This window comes from Fructilactobacillus carniphilus, assembly GCF_024029675.1.
Lineage (GTDB): Bacteria > Bacillota > Bacilli > Lactobacillales > Lactobacillaceae > Fructilactobacillus > Fructilactobacillus carniphilus.
The window spans coordinates 415,090-432,602 of sequence record NZ_CP097121.1 but is presented as its reverse complement, the minus strand read 5'-3'; the positions used below and the strand labels follow the sequence as shown (position 1 = coordinate 432,602).

Annotated in this window: 16 protein-coding genes; 1 reads left to right on the top strand and 15 read right to left on the bottom strand. The window is 44.8% G+C overall.

Annotated features, from left to right (window positions below):
• Positions 1–24 precede the first annotated feature (24 nt).
• From M3M37_RS02260 to dnaE, 11 genes are all read right to left on the bottom strand, one after another.
• A complete protein-coding gene (locus M3M37_RS02260; protein ID WP_252795542.1) occupies positions 25–1,458 on the bottom strand; it encodes a RecQ family ATP-dependent DNA helicase in 1,434 nt (477 codons plus the stop codon).
• A complete protein-coding gene (locus M3M37_RS02255; RefSeq protein WP_252795541.1) occupies positions 1,442–2,497 on the bottom strand; it encodes a helix-turn-helix domain-containing protein in 1,056 nt (351 codons plus the stop codon). Before M3M37_RS02255 ends, M3M37_RS02260 begins: the two co-directional genes overlap by 17 nt.
• Positions 2,497–3,063: an ECF transporter S component gene (locus M3M37_RS02250; RefSeq protein ID WP_252795540.1), complete on the bottom strand. Its 567-nt coding sequence runs from the start codon at positions 3,061–3,063 to the stop codon at positions 2,497–2,499. Before M3M37_RS02250 ends, M3M37_RS02255 begins: the two co-directional genes overlap by 1 nt.
• A complete protein-coding gene (locus tag M3M37_RS02245) occupies positions 3,050–3,802 on the bottom strand; it encodes a pseudouridine synthase (RefSeq protein WP_252795539.1) in 753 nt (250 codons plus the stop codon). The genes M3M37_RS02250 and M3M37_RS02245 overlap by 14 nt, the downstream gene beginning before the upstream one ends.
• Positions 3,799–4,362, bottom strand: a complete 564-nt coding sequence (scpB, locus tag M3M37_RS02240) for an SMC-Scp complex subunit ScpB (RefSeq protein WP_252795538.1) — start codon at positions 4,360–4,362, stop codon at positions 3,799–3,801. Before scpB ends, M3M37_RS02245 begins: the two co-directional genes overlap by 4 nt.
• Positions 4,352–5,092: a segregation and condensation protein A gene (locus M3M37_RS02235; protein ID WP_252795537.1), complete on the bottom strand. Its 741-nt coding sequence runs from the start codon at positions 5,090–5,092 to the stop codon at positions 4,352–4,354. The genes scpB and M3M37_RS02235 overlap by 11 nt, the downstream gene beginning before the upstream one ends.
• A complete protein-coding gene (locus tag M3M37_RS02230) occupies positions 5,085–5,441 on the bottom strand; it encodes a riboflavin biosynthesis protein RibT (protein WP_252795536.1) in 357 nt (118 codons plus the stop codon). Before M3M37_RS02230 ends, M3M37_RS02235 begins: the two co-directional genes overlap by 8 nt.
• 15 nt (positions 5,442–5,456) lie before the next feature.
• On the bottom strand, positions 5,457–6,344 hold the full coding sequence (xerD, locus tag M3M37_RS02225; protein WP_252795535.1) for a site-specific tyrosine recombinase XerD: 888 nt from the start codon (positions 6,342–6,344) through the stop codon (positions 5,457–5,459).
• Complete coding sequence (locus tag M3M37_RS02220; RefSeq protein WP_252795534.1) at positions 6,337–7,212, bottom strand: CvfB family protein; 876 nt, start codon at positions 7,210–7,212, stop codon at positions 6,337–6,339. Before M3M37_RS02220 ends, xerD begins: the two co-directional genes overlap by 8 nt.
• A 116-nt stretch (positions 7,213–7,328) precedes the next feature.
• Complete coding sequence (pyk, locus tag M3M37_RS02215; protein WP_252795533.1) at positions 7,329–9,089, bottom strand: pyruvate kinase; 1,761 nt, start codon at positions 9,087–9,089, stop codon at positions 7,329–7,331.
• Positions 9,090–9,202: 113 nt separating this feature from the next.
• Positions 9,203–12,535, bottom strand: a complete 3,333-nt coding sequence (gene dnaE, locus M3M37_RS02210) for a DNA polymerase III subunit alpha (RefSeq protein WP_252795532.1) — start codon at positions 12,533–12,535, stop codon at positions 9,203–9,205.
• A gap of 130 nt (positions 12,536–12,665) precedes the next feature.
• Between dnaE and M3M37_RS02205 the strand changes: the two genes are divergently transcribed.
• A complete protein-coding gene (locus M3M37_RS02205) occupies positions 12,666–12,854 on the top strand; it encodes a DUF2929 family protein (RefSeq protein ID WP_252795531.1) in 189 nt (62 codons plus the stop codon).
• Between the two features lie 44 nt (positions 12,855–12,898).
• Here the strand turns inward: M3M37_RS02205 and M3M37_RS02200 are convergent, their stop codons facing one another.
• The 4 genes from M3M37_RS02200 to dnaG are packed head-to-tail and all read right to left on the bottom strand — an operon-like array spanning position 12,899 to position 17,489.
• Positions 12,899–13,693, bottom strand: a complete 795-nt coding sequence (locus tag M3M37_RS02200; RefSeq protein WP_252795530.1) for a Nif3-like dinuclear metal center hexameric protein — start codon at positions 13,691–13,693, stop codon at positions 12,899–12,901.
• On the bottom strand, positions 13,680–14,384 hold the full coding sequence (locus M3M37_RS02195) for a tRNA (adenine(22)-N(1))-methyltransferase (protein ID WP_252795529.1): 705 nt from the start codon (positions 14,382–14,384) through the stop codon (positions 13,680–13,682). The genes M3M37_RS02200 and M3M37_RS02195 overlap by 14 nt, the downstream gene beginning before the upstream one ends.
• A 56-nt stretch (positions 14,385–14,440) precedes the next feature.
• Positions 14,441–15,646, bottom strand: a complete 1,206-nt coding sequence (rpoD, locus tag M3M37_RS02190) for an RNA polymerase sigma factor RpoD (RefSeq protein ID WP_252795528.1) — start codon at positions 15,644–15,646, stop codon at positions 14,441–14,443.
• Positions 15,647–15,662: 16 nt separating this feature from the next.
• Positions 15,663–17,489 carry a DNA primase gene (dnaG, locus tag M3M37_RS02185; RefSeq protein ID WP_252795527.1) on the bottom strand — a complete coding sequence of 609 codons (1,827 nt, stop codon included), beginning with the start codon at positions 17,487–17,489 and terminating at the stop codon, positions 15,663–15,665.
• Positions 17,490–17,513: the final 24 nt, after the last annotated feature.

Below are 17,513 nucleotides of genomic sequence, written 5' to 3'. Positions count from 1 at the left end.
GCCTCCCTGTTATTAATGGTTTAATTATAGCATGTTCCCATCCACTTCAAATAATTCGTTAATAATTTGGTGCCAATCTTTCGTTAAAATTGGTTTCCGACGCTGTGGGGCTGCTAACTTTAACGCCGCTACAGTCCAATCCGGTTGATCAAAATCACAACACCAATGTGGTTTGGTCTGAAGCGAACTAGCAAAATTATTCAATAATTGCTCACGTCGACAACTAGGAGCTAATACATACTGCACTACTTTTAGGAGAGCTGCTTCCTTCCGTTTTCGTTCCGCTTGAAAAAGGGCTAGCATCTGGTCGTGTCCTACCTGGTGCCGCTCATAATATTGAATTAATTTTCGTGTTTGCTCACCCAGTTGCTGTGGATGTTGCTTATACATGGACAGCGTGACTTCTGTGGGCAACGAATGATCAATGAGATTCGACGCTAGAGTTTCATCTCCTGGCGTATAGAGCAATAGCGCTAAACTCTGTTTACCATCGCGACCAGCCCGCCCGATTTCTTGCAGATAACTTTCCAAGTCTTGCGGGAGATGGTAATGAATGATAACGCGCACGTTGGCTTTGTCGATTCCCATCCCAAAGGCCGAGGTCGCACAAATTATCTGAAGTTGATCGTCCATGAACTGGTGCTGAACTTTAAACCGGGTTTCGGTATCTAAGTCAGCATGATAAGCGGCTACATTTAAATTCGTTTCTTCCTGTAACGTAGCGGCCGTTTGATTCGCCATTTTTTTACTGGAAAAATAAATAATCGCTGGTCCCGCCGCGTGTTGGAAAAAATCCACCAAAAATGCTTGCTTGTCAGTATCTGTCGCCAGGGTCTGTTCCGTCAAAAAGATGTTAGGTCGATCCACATCCAAAATGACCCGCGCTACGTCATGAACTTGTAATTTTTGCAAAATATCCGTTTGAATCTGCGGTGAGGCGGTTGCCGTCAGCAATAAGAGTTGGGGCTGTCCCAACGTCTGCCAGTGCTGACCAAGACCTAAATAATCCGGGCGAAAATCAACGGCCCACTGCGAAATGCAATGGGCCTCGTCAATTACGAATAAACCCGGGTTAATCTGAGATAATTGCCGCACCAAATCTGGATTAGCCAAACTTTCGGGAGACACAAAAATAAACCGATATTGTGCTAACTGTTCTAGCGCTCGTTGTCGTTCCGCCCAATTTTGTTGGGAATTAAAAGCGACGACCCGTTTTTCCCCTCCCGCTTGCATTCGTTCCACTTGGTCCATCATCAACGACAGCAAGGGTGAGACAATAATGACGGGCCGGTTAGTAACCGTCCCGTACATTTGATAAATTAACGTTTTACCAGCTCCCGTAGGCAAAACTGCTAGTACAGATTCCTGGGCTAACAGGTGCTTTAAAGCTGCTTCTTGTCCCGGACGAAAGCTTTGAAAGCCAAAGCGCGTTTGCAATAACTTAGTGAGGTTCTCCATCGTGATGACCTCCCTGTTGTTCTTTAGTTAACCAAATTTGGATTAAGCGAAATTGAAAAAAAGTTAAATTCTCATCTGGACGAGTTTGAAATTGCCATGCATCCACATCTGTACCAGATCGACTGATTAATTGATTTAATTGATCCTTGCTAACAAAATCTTCATACGGAAACTGAGTAAGCGGCAGGTAAATCGCCACTTCTGAAAGATGTTCTTGGACCGTTGATAGTCGGATTCTTTGGGTATGTGCCACTGTATCTAGGGATCCAGTTGCTTGATACAAATGCAACGTACGAACTGCATTTTTACTAATTAATGATCGTGATAATCCCTGGCATAACGGAGCCAAAACGGATTGGGGATGTTGCTGACACCAACCCACTAACTTACCTAATGCACTTAACTCAACAAAAGCCACTGCTAAGGGGCTTCGTTGCAAAGCAACTGCAATTTGGTCTCTAGTTAATCCATTGTTTTGATACCCTACCAGCTCTTGCACTAACACTTGAGCTGTTTGATCAGGTAAAGTTTCTAGATAAGCAGTTAGTTCCGGTCCCACTAGTCGATCACGTTGGGACTTTCGCAGCTGTCTAAAGTAACTTTTAATCCATCGTTGCTCTCGTAACGAAGTCCGCACCACAAAATAATGTAACTGTTGATGTTGAAATTCAGAAATCACCTGCACTAACAATAGCAACCGTTGCTTCAACCGAACTAAATCAACGGTCTGAAAGCACGCCTGCCAGTCGAACACCAGTTGCATTTGTAAGTGTTGTTGCTGGGTTTGTCCTTGTTCCGTTAAACGATACCGTTCATTTCTCAGTTCACATAAGTGGCGTTTGTGTAAAGATTTAAAATCCAGCTGAGCTATATCTAAATAACGAGCAATTCCTAGATCCCCCAATTGCTGATGTCGTAAACCCCAGTATAAGGTGGCAACCGTGCGCTTGCCCTTCGCTAAACTAGCCAAAGAACGAGGACGCCGCCATTGTTTACCATCCAGCAACAGAAGCGGTAGCTCCTGATCTAAACTTGTCATCAACGTCGTGCCATCCAACTCTTCAGTCGGCCATAAATTAAGACCAACAACGCTCCGTCTACTACCCCCTTAATCAAATTGAAAGGAAGAACTCCAATTAAAATTAATTTTGGTAGGGAAATGTAGAGTTTAAAGCCGGCCACGCTCATGTAAACGGGCATTAAAATGAAGTAGTTTAAAAAACTCATTCCAATGGCTAACACAACGGCAGCAATCCCAATGGCTAACACCATTTGTCCCTTGCCGGATAACAACCATTTCTTGAGAGCCCAAAAACTGATAATTAAAAGTAGCGATGCAACCAGTGAGCCAAGTAACCCGACCAATTCAATCACTGAAAAACCCATCGTCATCCAGTAAAGAAATAATTTCAAAACGGTGATTTCAATTGCTCCTACAGGACCCAGCATCAAAAGTCCTAGCAAAATGGGAACATCAGCGAAATCCAGTTTTAAAAAGGGAACGTACGGTAAGATGGGAAACGAAACAAACATTAATAGATAGGCAATCGCACTTAACATCGCAATAATTACCATTCGTTTCAGTTCTTGATTATTTGTTTTCATAAGGCAGTTCTCCTTTCGCTAGTTCTAATAAATCACGGACTTCTCGTTTATTGAGTGGCCGCCACTGGCCGGGCTCTAAGTCAGCAAGTTTCAGTCCAGCAAAGGCGGTTCGCTTTAATTTTTCCACCGGATGCCCTACCGCTTGGAGCATCTTTTTCACTTCATGATTCCGACCTTCATGAATGGTTAGTTCCATTAACGCATTCTGCCCGTCAGCCCCCATTTTTTTAACTAAGCGCACCTCGGCAGGAGCACTGGTATGGCGACCGTCTAATTTAACTCCCGTTTGCAAGCGTTGAAAATCCGTGGCATCCGGAATGCCAGTCACCTTAGCCAGGTAGGTTTTGGGAATCTCATGTTTAGGGTGGGTTAACAGGTAATCCAATTTCCCATCGTTCGTTACTAATAACGCCCCGGTCGTATCGTAATCTAGCCGACCAACCGGATAAATTCGTTCTGAAACTTGGTGCTTAAAATAATCTAAAACGGTTTTGCGATGTTTTTCATCAGCTGCAGAAGTAATCACGCCCCGCGGTTTATTGAACAGAAAATAGACTAGTGTTTCTCTGTGTATCGGTTTATGGTCAACCTCAATTTCGTCGGCATCCGCAACCGTCGTGCCTAACGTCGTCACTACCTTACCATTTACTCGTACATGTCCGGTTTCAATTAATTTTTCACTAGCCCGGCGCGATGCAACTCCCGCATGGGCCATTACTTTTTGTAATCTTTCACTCATTCTGTTTCTCCTTTATCATCGTTTCTGGCTGGATACATTGCTCCATCACTAAGTGGCTGTTCTGCTGGTAATGGTGGCAACTGCTGTAAATCACTTAATCCAAAGGCTCGTAAGAATAAATCAGTGGTCTGGTACAGATTGGGCCTCCCTGGTTCATCCGCCTGCCCCGCAATGATAATTAAACCCAGACTTTGTAAATTCTTGAGCGAAACGGAACTATTAACTCCCCGAACTTCATCAACCTGCAAGCGGGTTAACGGTTGTTGGTAAGCAACGATGGTTAGCGTTTCCAGCATGGCCGGAGTTAATAAGGAATCATCATCGTTAATTACCGCGCGCACCGTCTGATCATACTCCGATTTAGTGCTCATGGTAACTAACTCGCCATTTTGTTGGATTGAAATTCCCCGCTCATCAGAAGCACTAGCTTCAACCAATTTAACCACATTTTCCCGCACCACAGCCATGGATAACTGGCTAATTTGCGCCAGTTGCTTAATTTCAATCCCGTGAGCTCCGGCTGCATAAATTAAGGCTTCTAATTGTGCACTAATTGTCATTGCTATTTTCCCCACCTTCAATGATAAAATCGGGTTTCCCCCGAGATTGCCTAATCCGAACTACCCGTTGTTTAGTAAGGGTTAACACTGCCAGAAAGTCCGTTACAATCTCTTCTGGCTCTGCCTGCGGTCTGAATAAATGGGAAAAAAAAAGGGGCTGATTGGAATTTTGTTGCACCCGGTCAATGATAAAAGTTGCTTGGTCGGAAAGATTAAACCGCCATTCCTCAATCTGATTCAATGGGCCTATGGTCGTTTGTCGGTTCCGCCGAATAATCCGTTGCCAGGCATTTTGGAGTAAAATTACCTCAAACTCATGTGTGGCAATTTCTATGTCTTGTTCTCGGCGTAACGGTGCAATGGAATGCAACTTTTGTTGTTGGCGCTCTCGTTTCTGGAGGCTCTGTGCTGCTTGCTGGTAGCGCTTATACTCCAATAATTGCTCCACCAAATCAGCACGTGGATCTTCTTCCTCTTGGTCATCATCAATTTCTTCTGCCAACAGCCATTGCGACTTAATGTGCATCAGGTTAGCTGCCATCACGAAGAATTCACCGGCTACTTCCAGCTGGGTTTCTTTCATTTCCTGGAGGTACCTAAAATACTGGTCCGTAATTTCCTTAATGTTAATGTCATAGATATCCATCTCAGCCTCTTTAATGAGGTGGAGCAACAATTCTAGCGGACCATCAAAATCAGTTAAATGAATCTTCAAAGATGCATTACTCATTATTTCGCTCCCAGCGCGTAATAACTTCTTGATTGCGTAGCGTTCCCAAAATGGGTTGGTTGGGGTACAAAGTCTTCAAATTATCGAGCACCCGAAAGGCATTGAAATAGGTATCAGCATCCGGCGCTAAAATCATTTTACGAACTAACAACCACTGCGGATTTTCTTCAATTCCAATGACCCCGGCCCAGTTATTAAATTGGTCCTTCCAGAGGTATAAGCTCCGATTAGCGCCGTCTTCATACCACTGGATTTCTTCTTGCAAGAATTCAATCTGATGAGAGCGCTGCGACATCGTCAAAATCCCTAAAACGACCTTTTCATTGCCTGGTTGGTATTTGTATAACATGACTTCCTCCTGTCGTTACGCACGCGGATGGTACTTTTGGTATTCGCGCGTTAAATGCTCGTGCGAAACGTGCGTATAGATTTGAGTCGTAGAGATATCGGCGTGCCCCAGTAATTCCTGAACGGTTCGTAAGTCGGCTCCGTTTTCCAACAAATGCGTGGCAAAGGTATGGCGTAACGTATGGGGCGTAATGTTTTTTTGAATCCCAGCCGCCGTTGCTGTTTGTTTTAGCATCTTCCACACACTTTGCCGACTCAATTGGTGGCCGTGGGCGTTTAAGAAGACATACGCATTAGTGCTCTGTTTTAATAATTCTGACCGAGCGGTATCTAAATAACGCGTTAGCCAATCAATCGCCACTACGTCAATGGGCACAATCCGTTCCTTGTTCCCCTTTCCCAGGGTTTGAATCAAGTTCATTTCCAAGTGTAAATCCTGGAGTTTCAAGTTCACGAGCTCAGAAACCCGTAAACCAGTTGCATATAAAACTTCCAAGCTGGCTCGATCCCGCAGACCTAATTTTTTCTGTACGTCTGGCACTGCTAATAAACGTCGCACTTCCTGATCGGTTAAAACAGACGGTAAATGTGTTCCTCGTTTGGGCGTCGCAATTTTTTGCATCGGATCAACCGTAATCACTTTCATCCGCATCAAATACTGGAAAAATTTCCGTAACGAAGAAACGCTGTGAATAACTGAATTACGAGCTTTCCCGTCCTTTTTCTCCCGCTCTAAATAACTGAGAATCATAAACTGGTCGATTGTTCCCCAACTGGTCAAATGCTGTTGTTTTAGATAATCAACAAACTGGGTTAGATCCTGACGATAACTCTGGACGGAATTAGCAGCCAAGCCTCGCTCCACCACTAAATAGTGCAGGTAGTTTTCTAAATCATCATTCATGATCCGTTTCCACCAGTTGAATTCCGTCTGTAGTAATGCTAATTCGTTTAGCCTTAAAAAGGTGCCCAAGGGCCCGTTTGAACTGCCCCTTGCTAATTCCAAAGTAGGCTTTGATGGCATCCGGATCACTGTGATCGTTGTAAGGCAAGAAGTGATCAGCACGCATGGTCAGTGTCCGATAAATCATTTCAGCATCATCATTAATTGCTTCGTAAGCACGGGGACGCATTGACAGGTACAACGTTTTATTGGGTCGTAAGCCAATCACCCGGGCAGAAACTAATTCCCCTAACCGCGGTTCTTGTTCCTCTTCTGACTTATCAATAAAACCTAAATGATACTGATCAGTCAAAACCTGCGTTCCCATTTTCTTCGGATTAATCACCCGCGCCTGCAACGTTCGGTTCTTTAATTTCGGGTTCCCGGCAGGTTGCGAAATGGCTTTAAAGATTTCGTCGTCCGCTAATTCACCCCACAAACGTCCCTTGCGATCTCTCTTTAAGGTTACTAATAACTGATCGCCAACGTCCGGCCATAAAGCGCGCATGGCGGGCAGCTCATCCATGGAAACGGCCAAATCTTTATCGGGGAGACCCATATCCACAAACACACCCAGCCCAAATTTTTTCGTAACAACCTTTCCCCAGCCGTAACGATCAAAACCAATGGAAGGAACTTCCCGCGTAATCCGCAAGGCATGGTTTTCATTTTCATAGGCAAATCCTCGAAAGTTACTGCCTAACTTCAACGGCTTTTTAATCTCTGCTTTTGCTAAAGAATAGGTCAACCCATCCTTTTGCACAAAGTATTCTTTTTCATTTTCATCGGTTACCGTAGTGGTAATCATGGTTCCAATTGCATCATTCATGAACTTCTCCAATTTCACTATGCTGGCTAATTAGGTTACGCTTAATTTTCTTCATTATACCAAAGAAAAAGGCATCCGGAAAAAACCGGATGCCTTTTGGTTTAGAAAATATTTAATTAATCGTTTTTAGCTTGATTACCTTGGTAAACAACCCCACGCCGAGCGTCCACCGTTACTACTTCACCATCAGTAATCGTAGAAGTAGCATTGTGAGCAGCCACAATCACAGGAACATCCAAAGAAATTCCGATTACGGCAGCGTAAGAAGTTAAACCACCCGTTTCAACCACGATAGCACTAGCTTTCTTCATGGCCGGTAAGTAGTCTTTGTTAGTATCCTTAACTACCAAGACACTTCCGTCAACGGCTTTAGCGTTTGCTTCATCAGCGTCAGCAGCAACCACTGCCTTACCAATCACCGTTTCGTCGCCAATTCCTTGGCCTTGAGCCAACTTGGTTCCAATTAATTGAACGCGAATCGTGTTAGTAGTTCCTTCGTCACCTAACGGAACACCGGTTGTAACGATGATTTCTTCGCCTTCTTTAGCTAAACCAGTTTCAACGGCTTTAGCAACGGCTAAGTTAACCATTGCTTCAGCTGATTCTGGTTTTTCAACTAACACTGGGTTAACTGCCCAGTTAACCGTCAATCCACGACGAACCCGGTCGTCAAAAGTTAACGCCAAGATGTTAGCATCTGGGTGATACTTTGAAAGCATCCGAGCAGTGTACCCAGAACCAGTGGCCACGACAATCGTGTGAATTCCCATGTCTTTGGCAATCCGCGCTACAGATTCACCCAAGGCTTCCGTAACGTCACCATCGTTAAATTTAGGACGTGGAGTTCCAAATTCTTCAAAGTGACCGTCAGAAACTTCATCAATCCGAGCCATCATCGAAACAGCAGCAACTGGGTAATCACCGTTGGCACTTTCACCAGAAAGCATCGTAGCATCAGTTCCATCATAAACGGCATTCGCAACGTCAGAAACTTCGGCCCGTGTTGGACGAGGTTCTTCTTGCATTGAGTCTAACATTTGGGTAGCCGTAATCACTGGCTTACCCGCTTCGTTACACATCTTAATTAAGCTTTTTTGCACGGCTGGTACGTTTTCAGGTGGAATTTCCACACCCATGTCTCCACGAGCAACCATTAATCCATCAGAAACCTTTAAAATTTCAGGGAAGTTGTCAATTCCTTCTTGAGATTCAATCTTAGGAAAGATTTGAACGTCTTGCATATTCTTTTCTTCCAATAATGCCCGAATGTCCAGAATGTCTTGAGTCTTCCGTACAAATGAAGCAGCAATGTAGTTAATGCCCTGTTCACAACCAAAGCGGATGTCATCAGAATCCTTTTCAGTGATTCCAGGTAGGTTGATAGAAACTCCCGGAGCGTTAACCCCTTTCCGGGAACCAAGGACACCGTTGTTAGTAACTTCCACTACTAATTCACGGTTTTTGTCGTCCTTTTCCAAAATCTTAGTTCCAACCAAACCATCATCAAAGAGAACCTGGCCACCAACTTTAACATCATCGTAAAGTCCTGGGTAAGTTACGGCAATCTTGTCTTTGGTACCTTTAATGCTATCATCCATGGAAATGCGGAACTTGTCACCGGTCTTAAATTCAATCTTACCATCGACCTGTTCGGTCGTCCGGATTTCAGCACCCTTAGTATCCAAGAGAATCCCAGCAATCTTACCAGTTCTCTTTTCCGCTTCTTTTACCATGTTCATCCGTGATAAGTGTTCTTCATGATCCCCATGGGAAAAGTTAAAACGAAAAACATTTGCACCACTGTTCAATAACGTAGTAATGGTATCTACATCATTTGAAGCAGGTCCAAGTGTACTTACGATTTTTGTTCTCTTCATAAGTAAAAGCTCTCCTTTTTTGTAAGCAAACTGTCTCCAGTTTAACTTGCCTTTATTAGATTTCGTCTTCATTGTATCACTTTTCACAGCTAGTGTCTGTATTGAACTAGAAATCATTTTAAAACCACGTTTTTCGGACCCAATAATGTCTGTAGTTGTAACATTAACTCCTCACTCGGATCTACGTTAAAAATGGGAGCTAGTTGTTGGCGCTTCTTGGTTCGCGCCCAATATAAGATTACGGGTACGGAGCCCTCATGGTCCTTCAACAAACTCTGTAGTTGTTGCAACAACTCTGGTTGTTCCTGACTAGCTAAAATTTGCACAAATAGGCGTTGCCGACTCGTTTTTTGCTGGTGCACTACGTTAGCTGCTAACTGAAGTCGATTAGCGACTACTTGCAATCCGCGGCGTTCTTCGACATCACCAGTCACTAAAATCACCCGATTCGGCTGTAACCACTCACTCACATCACGGTATAAGTTGGGAAACAAAGTTAGGTTGACTTCTCCCACTTGATCAGAAGCGGTAACAAACGCCATCTGTTGTCCTTTTTTGGTCCGAATTGTTTTCACCCGATTAACCAAGAGGACCAGCGTAACGTTTTTCTGGTTAGCCACTAATTCGTCACTACGTAAGGCCCGACGGGTTTGCTTTAATTCGTCATACCGTTCTACCGGATGACCGGATAAAAAGGTTCCCAGGTATTCACTTTCGTAGTTAATTTTTTGCCATTCCGGCCAATCGGACTTCGGTGCCACTTCAACTTCCATTCCTGGAATGGAGGCCAACAGTGAACCAGATAAATCAGCAGCACTAATGAATTTAGGAATTGCATCACTAATTTCACGCCGGTTATACCCAAATTGATCAAATGCCCCGACCGCCGCCAGGGTTTGTAACGGCTCCACTTTGCGAAAGTTAGGTGGAAGTCGTTGAATCAGATCGTCTAAATTTTGAAAGGGACCATCGTTATTACGAGCCTGCAACAAGGCGCGGATGAAGTCTGAACGCAAGCCCTTGATGGCTCGAAATCCAAAACGAATCGCTCCATCCTGGTAGGTGAAATCTAACTGACTCAGATTAATGTCTGGTGCCAAAACATTAATCTGATCATCTTTGGCTTCCTGAATGTAACTTCTAATCTTCACTTGATTCCCCACCACGGAGTTAAGCAATGCCGTAAAAAAGGGACCGGGAAAATGAACTTTTAAGTACGCCAATTCTACCGCCATTTTGCTATAAGCAACGGCATGGGATTTATTAAATCCGTAACTTGCAAACTGTTCAATGTAGGCAAAGGTTTGTTCTGCCGTTTGTTGCGAGTAACCATTTTGCACGGACCCCGACACAAACCGAACTCGCATTGATTCCATTTCTTGATGATGCTTCTTACTCATCGCCCGCCGTAACACATCGGCCTGACCGAGCGAGAAGCCCGCCATGGTAGAAGCTAGTTGCATAACCTGCTCTTGATAAACAATAATTCCGTAGGTTGAACCTAAAATAGCCTTAATTGCATCGTTTTGATAGTGATATTCTTCTTCACCGTTCTTCCTTTTAATGAAAGAATCAATGTTTTCCATCGGTCCAGGTCGATACAGTGCGTTTACGGCTGCAATTAATTCAAACCGATCCGGATGCATGCGCCGCAATACGTTTTTAATCCCGCTGGATTCAAATTGGAAAACCCCATTGGTTCGCCCGGCTTGAAACAATTCCATTGTTTTTTCGTCATTCAGATCGATTTTAGTCACATCAAACGCTGGATCAAGCTGTTCATGAACCATCTTTAAAATATTAGCCATGATGGATAGGTTCCGGAGGCCCAAAAAGTCGATTTTTAACAAACCCACGTCTTCAACGTAGTACTTAGAATACTGGGTCATCAGTAACCCTTCATTTCCAGTTTGCACCGGAGACTTTTGCACAATTGGTTGGTCACTCAGAATAACCCCCGCTGCGTGGGTGGAATAATGACGTGGTAACCCTTCTAGTTGCCGAGCCGTTTGAAACAGGGTTTCATTTAACGGTTGATCCGCAATTAAATTTTGTAGTTTCTTGGATTCTTGAACGGCATGATCAAGCGTCTGATTCAAATGATTGGGAATAGCCGTGCTCCACTGATTCATCTGTTCTGGACGCATGCCAAACACCCGACCCACGTCACGAATCGCTTGTTTAGCGCCAAGGGTTCCAAAGGTAATAATTTGAGCTACGTGGGTATCACCGTAGCGGTCATGCACATAGCGTAAGATCTCATCGCGTTGATCATCAGGAATATCCATGTCAATATCAGGCATTTGGGCCCGTTCTTCGTTTAAGAACCGTTCAAACAAGAGATCGTAGCGAATCGGATCCACATCAGTAATCCGGAGGGCATAAGCAACTAGTGAACCAGCAGCTGATCCCCGTCCTGGCCCCGTAATGATGTGGTGCTGGTGGGCAAAATTAATGACGTCCCACACAATCAAAAAATAGTCACTAAAGCCCATCCGGTCAATGACGTCCAGTTCATGTTGCAACCGTTGCTGATATTTGGAAGAAACATTATCAGCCAACCGTTCTGCCAACCCTTGCTCACACAGTTCTTGAAGATAGTTAATGGCGGCTTGATGATTAGGTGTTTGAAATTGGGGTAAATGAGGCACTTGCTTGGGAATTTCTACGTTGCACTCATCCACCACCTGCTGGTTGACCTGCACCGCTGCTTGTAAGGTCGTGGTTTGATAGTGAGCTTCCAATTCTGCTTGCGACCGTAACCATTCTTCTCCCACAATGACTTGTTGTTCTGGAATTGATCCCAGGGAATTTCCGGTTTCAATGGAACGTAACACCCGGACGTCAAAGTAATCAGTTGCTTTCAGATAATTAACTGGATTTAGAGCCATTAATTCGGCATTGGTTTGAGTGGCAAGTTGTTGGCGAGCTTCTAACTCAGTCGGTTGCAAATCCATGGGAAGTCCGATTTTAACTGCTCCCGGATCAGCGAACTGCTGCAACTGTTGCACTGCTTTGCCGGCATCATCTGGCCGCTCATACTCTAAGAGTGATAGTGCTTCACTTTGTTCCGGTAACAACACAAATAAATCGGAAAGCCATCCGCTCACTTGCGCTAACGTGGGAACGTCTGTCTGAGTCATCGCCCGTGAGGAAATTTCCATTAAATGTTGGTAACCCCGTTGGTTTTTAGCTAGTAAGACCAATTCAAATTGATGTTCCGTTAGTTGTTCGCCCTGTAAAGTTAAGGTTAAGCCGATGATGGGTTTAATTCCCTGACGGCGGGCCTCTTTTTCAAAGGCCACCGCGCCATACATGACGTTATGGTCGGTTAAAGCGACCGCTTGGTACCCCTGATCTTGCGCTGCCTTTACCAATCCTGGAACTGTAGTGGTACTTTGCAGTAAGCTGTAGGAACTGATGTTTTGTAACGGTGAATAAGCCATTAACGCCCCTCCCTTCTAATCCTATTATCGCTATTATAGCAGACCACCCATTTCCTTTTTTAGCTAGTTCTTGAATTGCAATTATCTCAATTAGTGATAAACTACTAATGAATAAAAAGGGGTGGAAATTATGCGCACAATTGCTACAAATTTAACAACTATCTTCTGGGGAATCCTATATGGCGAAGTGATTGGTTACATCGGCTCGGCACTGCTCCAGACTCCGTTTAATGCCACGATTGCGCTAGACGTAGCCATTGTCGGTGCCATTGTGGCCCTCGTGGGTGTGAATGCCTTAAAAATTGTAATGAAACCATAAATCTGAATGCAAAAACGGTTGGAAGTCAAACTTCCAACCGTTTTTTATTGAAAGCGGAAGGGATCAGTGTTGAGGTCTGATTCTAACACCTCAATCTCCCATTGATCTTCTGCCTTCCATTGGTTAAATAACATCCGTAACCGGGGTTTACAAATACTTTCGATGTGGTGACCCGGATCAATCGCTTGTAAGCCCGCAGCCAGTAAATCCTGGGCGGTGTGATAAAAAAAGTCACCCGTAATGTACACGTCAGCTTGCTTCTTTAATGCAGCAGGATAAAATTTACCCCCGCTTCCCCCTAAAATGGCTACCCGGTGGACCAGTTGATCGGGGTTAAAGCTGACCACTCGGAGTCCCGCGAGGTTAAAGCGAGTTTTACAAAGTTCCGCTAACTCGGTCGTGGTCATCGGTTGTGGTAAATCACCCACCCGTCCCATTGCAGATCCATTAGTATGATCAAGTAAGCCCGTTGTTTGTTCTAACCCCAGCGCATCCGCCAACCAGTCGTTCATGCCGCCCTCAGCATTGTCCAAATTGGTGTGCGCAGCATAGACGGTAATGTCATGTTTCAAAAGTTGCGCATACATGGCATTTTGTGGGTTAGCTAAGTCTAGGTTCCGCGCCGGCCGAAACATCACCGGATGATGAGCAAAGATAAAGTCTACGTGGCGCTGAACCGCTTCGTCCACCACTTCAGGTCGCACGTCCAAAGTTGTCATCATTCTATGCACGGGAGCATCCCGCCGCCCGATTTGAAATCCTGTGGGATCGCCTTCTTCTTTAAGAGATAAGGGTGCGAAACGTTCAAAACGCGTAATAATTTCATCAACGGTTGTCATTAAGAACCTCCTGAATGGCTGTTACTTTCTGCCGCATGGCTGTAATTTTAGCCTGCGGGTGGCTCTGTGATGCTTCTAACTGCCTTAAAATGGCTTGGCTTTTCTGCAACCGGGAGTGCCATTTTTGCTGAAAGGTCGAGCTTTTAACAGCTAACAAGTAAGGACCAAAGTTAATTTCCATCGTACTTAACGTCACTGGTTCCGGAGTAAATTCGGCCCGCATCATTTCGTAAAAATGACCACTATCTTCTACCAGTTGTTCCGCGGTAATTTGATACTGATGTTGCATTAACCACAGTCGTACCGTGTTTTCGTCCACGTTTGGTTGTAACACGAGCACCGGGTGGTTTGCTAACTTAGCTTGCCCATCCGTTAGAATGTCAGTAATCAGTTCCCCGCCCATCCCAGCGATTACAATCACATCAACCTGGTCGTCCGGCTCAATCACCGCCAAACCATCCCCGAGCCGAGCTTGCATTACTGATTGTAGTTCTAGCTTTGTAATCTCGCGCTGGGCATTCGCTAAAGGACCCGGCCGAACTTCACCAGCGATGGCTGCTTGAATCACCTGCTGTTGCAGTAAATAAGCCGGTAAATACGCATGATCCGAGCCAATGTCCGCTAGTATAGCTGCCCGAGGCACTAATTCCGCCACCGCCTGTAACCGTCTTGATAAATGCTGTTCTGTCATGCTTCCTCCCGTGGTAAAAAAACAGGGATCCAACTGGATCTCTGTTTTTTTCTTTGTTAATCTAAAAAGTCCTTTAGTTGCTTGCTCCGTGACGGATGGCGCAACTTTCTGAGCGCTTTAGCTTCAATTTGCCGAATTCGTTCTCGGGTAACACCAAAAACCTTTCCGACTTCTTCCAAAGTTCGGGTCCGGCCATCATCAAGGCCAAACCGTAACCGCAGTACGTTTTCTTCCCGATCAGTCAACGTATCCAGGACGCCTTCCAATTGTTCCTTTAGCAACTCGTAAGAAGCATGATCTTCTGGACTAGTAGCTTCCTTATCTTCGATGAAGTCGCCTAGATGCGAATCATCCTCTTCCCCAATCGGCGTTTCTAGTGAAACTGGTTCTTGCGAAATCTTCAAAATGTTTCTAACTTTCGAAGTTGGCATGTCCATTTCCGCCCCAATTTCAATTGGAAGTGGTTCCCGACCTAAGTCTTGCAGGAGTTGCCGTTGGACCCGGATTAACTTGTTAATCGTTTCCACCATGTGAACCGGAATTCGAATGGTCCGTGCTTGATCGGCGATTGCTCGGGTAATTGCCTGCCGAATCCACCAAGTGGCGTACGTCGAGAATTTGAATCCCTTGCGGTAATCAAACTTTTCAACGGCCTTCATCAGTCCCATGTTTCCTTCTTGAATCAGATCCAGGAACTGCATCCCCCGCCCTACGTAGCGTTTAGCAATCGAAACTACCAATCGCAAGTTAGCTTCGGCCAACTCTTGTTTGGCTTCTTCATCTCCAGCTTCAATCCGTAAAGCCAATTGTACTTCTTCATCTGCCGTTAGCAACGGTACCCGTCCAATTTCCTTCAGGTACATCCGCACGGGATCGTTAATCTTTACTCCTTGCGAACTAGAAGCGTTTTTCAGCTCCTTTTGGGTCACTTTTTTAGCCGCATCTAATGCCCGCGGATCTGGTTCCCCATTTTCGTCAACGATGCTAATCCCATCGTCTTCGACATTTTCCATCAGCTCGTCCATTTGCTTTTTCTTCAAGTCAAACGGAACCTGCATTTCTTCTTCCAGAACCGTGTAGGTAATGTGGCCAATTTTTTTGTATTTTTTCACCAAGGCCTGGTAAACCTTGTGGTAGCCGTCCTTATCAAAATCTTTTTTTAGTTCTTGCTTCAGTTCGGCTTGTTTAGCAGCGTGTTTACTTTTTGCTTCGGGAGTGGATTTTTTGAGTTCTGCTTTTTTCTGTGCTTTTCGTTCTGCCATGTGGATTCCTCCCATTTTAATCATTAGTTGACTTTAACTGATCTAATTGCTGTTGTAGTTTGATTAAATCAGTGGCCAACTTTAGTTGTTGCAATTCGTTGCCAGTCTGTTGGGCCACTTCAAATTCGTGCTTAATTGCTTTAATTTGCGCGGTTAACGGGGCATCTTGTTGTATTATTTTAACACAATCCAACACTGCTTGATTGCTAGAGTGATCGTAGGCTGCCGTCATTTCTAATTCGGCTAAAACCACCTGTAAATGGGCTTCACCCACAAAATTGCTAAATTCAGCGGACTGGTAGTTTTGATGCTTACGAAAGAATTCCTGAGCAAATAAATATAACTGTTGGTAGTCATCGTGGACAAAGTTAAAATCTGGTTGGTTAATCACTCGGGCCCAGACGTCAGAATCATGCAACATTGCCGTCAACAACTGACGTTCAGCATTTTCCACTCGGGAATAATGCGGTTGTTCTCGTTGCAACGGCTCAGAATCTGGTACTGAATGTTCAACCCTTTGAGGGGTTCGCTGTTGCCGTTTCCGATCCTGTTCACACTGTTCCTGCAGACTTGCTTGGTCAAAGTCCAAATCGGTCGCTAAGTCCTTGAGATAAACCCCTCGTTCCACGGAACTATCTAAAGTTGCAATCAGTTTCGTGGCCTGCTTGGCGTACTCAATTTTGTCCGTTTCTTGTTCGAGGTTAAATTGCGAACGCAAGTAGCGCAGTCGGAACTTAATCACCGGTTCGCGTCCTGTTTTCACAATTTTTTGGAGCCCGGCAGCGCCGTATTTTCTCCGGTATTCGTCCGGATCCATGCCTCCAGGAATTTGAATTACGCCGATGTTAAACTGGGTTGTTTGTTCTAACAAACTTACAGCCCGATTAATCGCTTTTTGCCCCGGCACGTCCCCGTCATAACAAATATCCACGTTACTAGTGACGCGCTTTAAATCGTAAATTTGTTCCTCAGTCAGACTCGTTCCCATGGAGGCCACGCCAAAATCAATCCCCGCTTGCATTGCCGAAATGACGTCCATGAACCCTTCCAACAAAAGCAATCGTTGCGACTTACGAGCGGCTTTTCGGGCTACGTCGTAGTTATAGAGTACCCGGCGTTTATTGAACAACTCCGTTTCCGGACTGTTTAGGTACTTAGGTAAACTATCACTTGCTTGTAACAACCGACCGGAAAAGCCCACGACCGCTCCATTCGCATTTTTAATGGGAAACATCAATCGGTTCGCAAACCGATCCTTGAGGTTACCATCCTGGTCTTCGATAAACAACCCGGTCTTTCGTAACGTTTGGTAGTCCGTTTTTCGTTCTGCAAAAAAAGACTGTAAGACTTGTTCTCCAGGAGCAAATCCCAAGTTAAATTGCTCAATCATATCAGCACTAACCTGGCGCTCAGCCAGATAGTTCCGCGCTGCTTCCCCTAGTTTGGTATTCAATAGGATGTGATGATACAGTTGAGCGGCTGCTTGATGAGCTTCAATTAACGGTTGTTGTTTTTGTTGGTGGGCACTAACCCCCACATTGGTAACTGCCGTGGGTAGTTCGATGCCATCATCTTGAGCAACCGCTTCCACGGCCTCTGGAAATGACATCCCCTTCAAATCCATCAAAAAGGTAAAAACGTTGCCACCCCGACCACAACTAAAACAGTGAAAGATTTGTTTCTCTTCGTTCACCGAAAAGGAGGGCGTCCGTTCCTCGTGAAAGGGACAAAGCCCAAAGAGGTTCTTGCCGGCCTTTTTTAGCTGGACGTATTTACTAACTTCATCAGTAATATTAGTGCTCGTTCGCACTTTTTCCACAAATTCTTCTGGAAGCTTAGGCACGCCATTCACCATCCTTTAAAATGA

What these genes read in the sequence shown, in the direction of transcription:
- M3M37_RS02260 (WP_252795542.1), bottom strand. Translation starts at nt 1,458, where the DNA reads ATGGAGAACCTCACTAAGTTATTGCAAACGCGCTTTGGCTTTCAAAGC.
- M3M37_RS02255 (WP_252795541.1), bottom strand. Translation starts at nt 2,497, where the DNA reads ATGACAAGTTTAGATCAGGAGCTACCGCTTCTGTTGCTGGATGGTAAA.
- M3M37_RS02250 (WP_252795540.1), bottom strand. Translation starts at nt 3,063, where the DNA reads ATGAAAACAAATAATCAAGAACTGAAACGAATGGTAATTATTGCGATG.
- M3M37_RS02245 (WP_252795539.1), bottom strand. Translation starts at nt 3,802, where the DNA reads ATGAGTGAAAGATTACAAAAAGTAATGGCCCATGCGGGAGTTGCATCG.
- scpB (WP_252795538.1), bottom strand. Translation starts at nt 4,362, where the DNA reads ATGACAATTAGTGCACAATTAGAAGCCTTAATTTATGCAGCCGGAGCT.
- M3M37_RS02235 (WP_252795537.1), bottom strand. Translation starts at nt 5,092, where the DNA reads ATGAGTAATGCATCTTTGAAGATTCATTTAACTGATTTTGATGGTCCG.
- M3M37_RS02230 (WP_252795536.1), bottom strand. Translation starts at nt 5,441, where the DNA reads ATGTTATACAAATACCAACCAGGCAATGAAAAGGTCGTTTTAGGGATT.
- xerD (WP_252795535.1), bottom strand. Translation starts at nt 6,344, where the DNA reads ATGAATGATGATTTAGAAAACTACCTGCACTATTTAGTGGTGGAGCGA.
- M3M37_RS02220 (WP_252795534.1), bottom strand. Translation starts at nt 7,212, where the DNA reads ATGAATGATGCAATTGGAACCATGATTACCACTACGGTAACCGATGAA.
- pyk (WP_252795533.1), bottom strand. Translation starts at nt 9,089, where the DNA reads ATGAAGAGAACAAAAATCGTAAGTACACTTGGACCTGCTTCAAATGAT.
- dnaE (WP_252795532.1), bottom strand. Translation starts at nt 12,535, where the DNA reads ATGGCTTATTCACCGTTACAAAACATCAGTTCCTACAGCTTACTGCAA.
- M3M37_RS02205 (WP_252795531.1), top strand. Translation starts at nt 12,666, where the DNA reads ATGCGCACAATTGCTACAAATTTAACAACTATCTTCTGGGGAATCCTA.
- M3M37_RS02200 (WP_252795530.1), bottom strand. Translation starts at nt 13,693, where the DNA reads ATGACAACCGTTGATGAAATTATTACGCGTTTTGAACGTTTCGCACCC.
- M3M37_RS02195 (WP_252795529.1), bottom strand. Translation starts at nt 14,384, where the DNA reads ATGACAGAACAGCATTTATCAAGACGGTTACAGGCGGTGGCGGAATTA.
- rpoD (WP_252795528.1), bottom strand. Translation starts at nt 15,646, where the DNA reads ATGGCAGAACGAAAAGCACAGAAAAAAGCAGAACTCAAAAAATCCACT.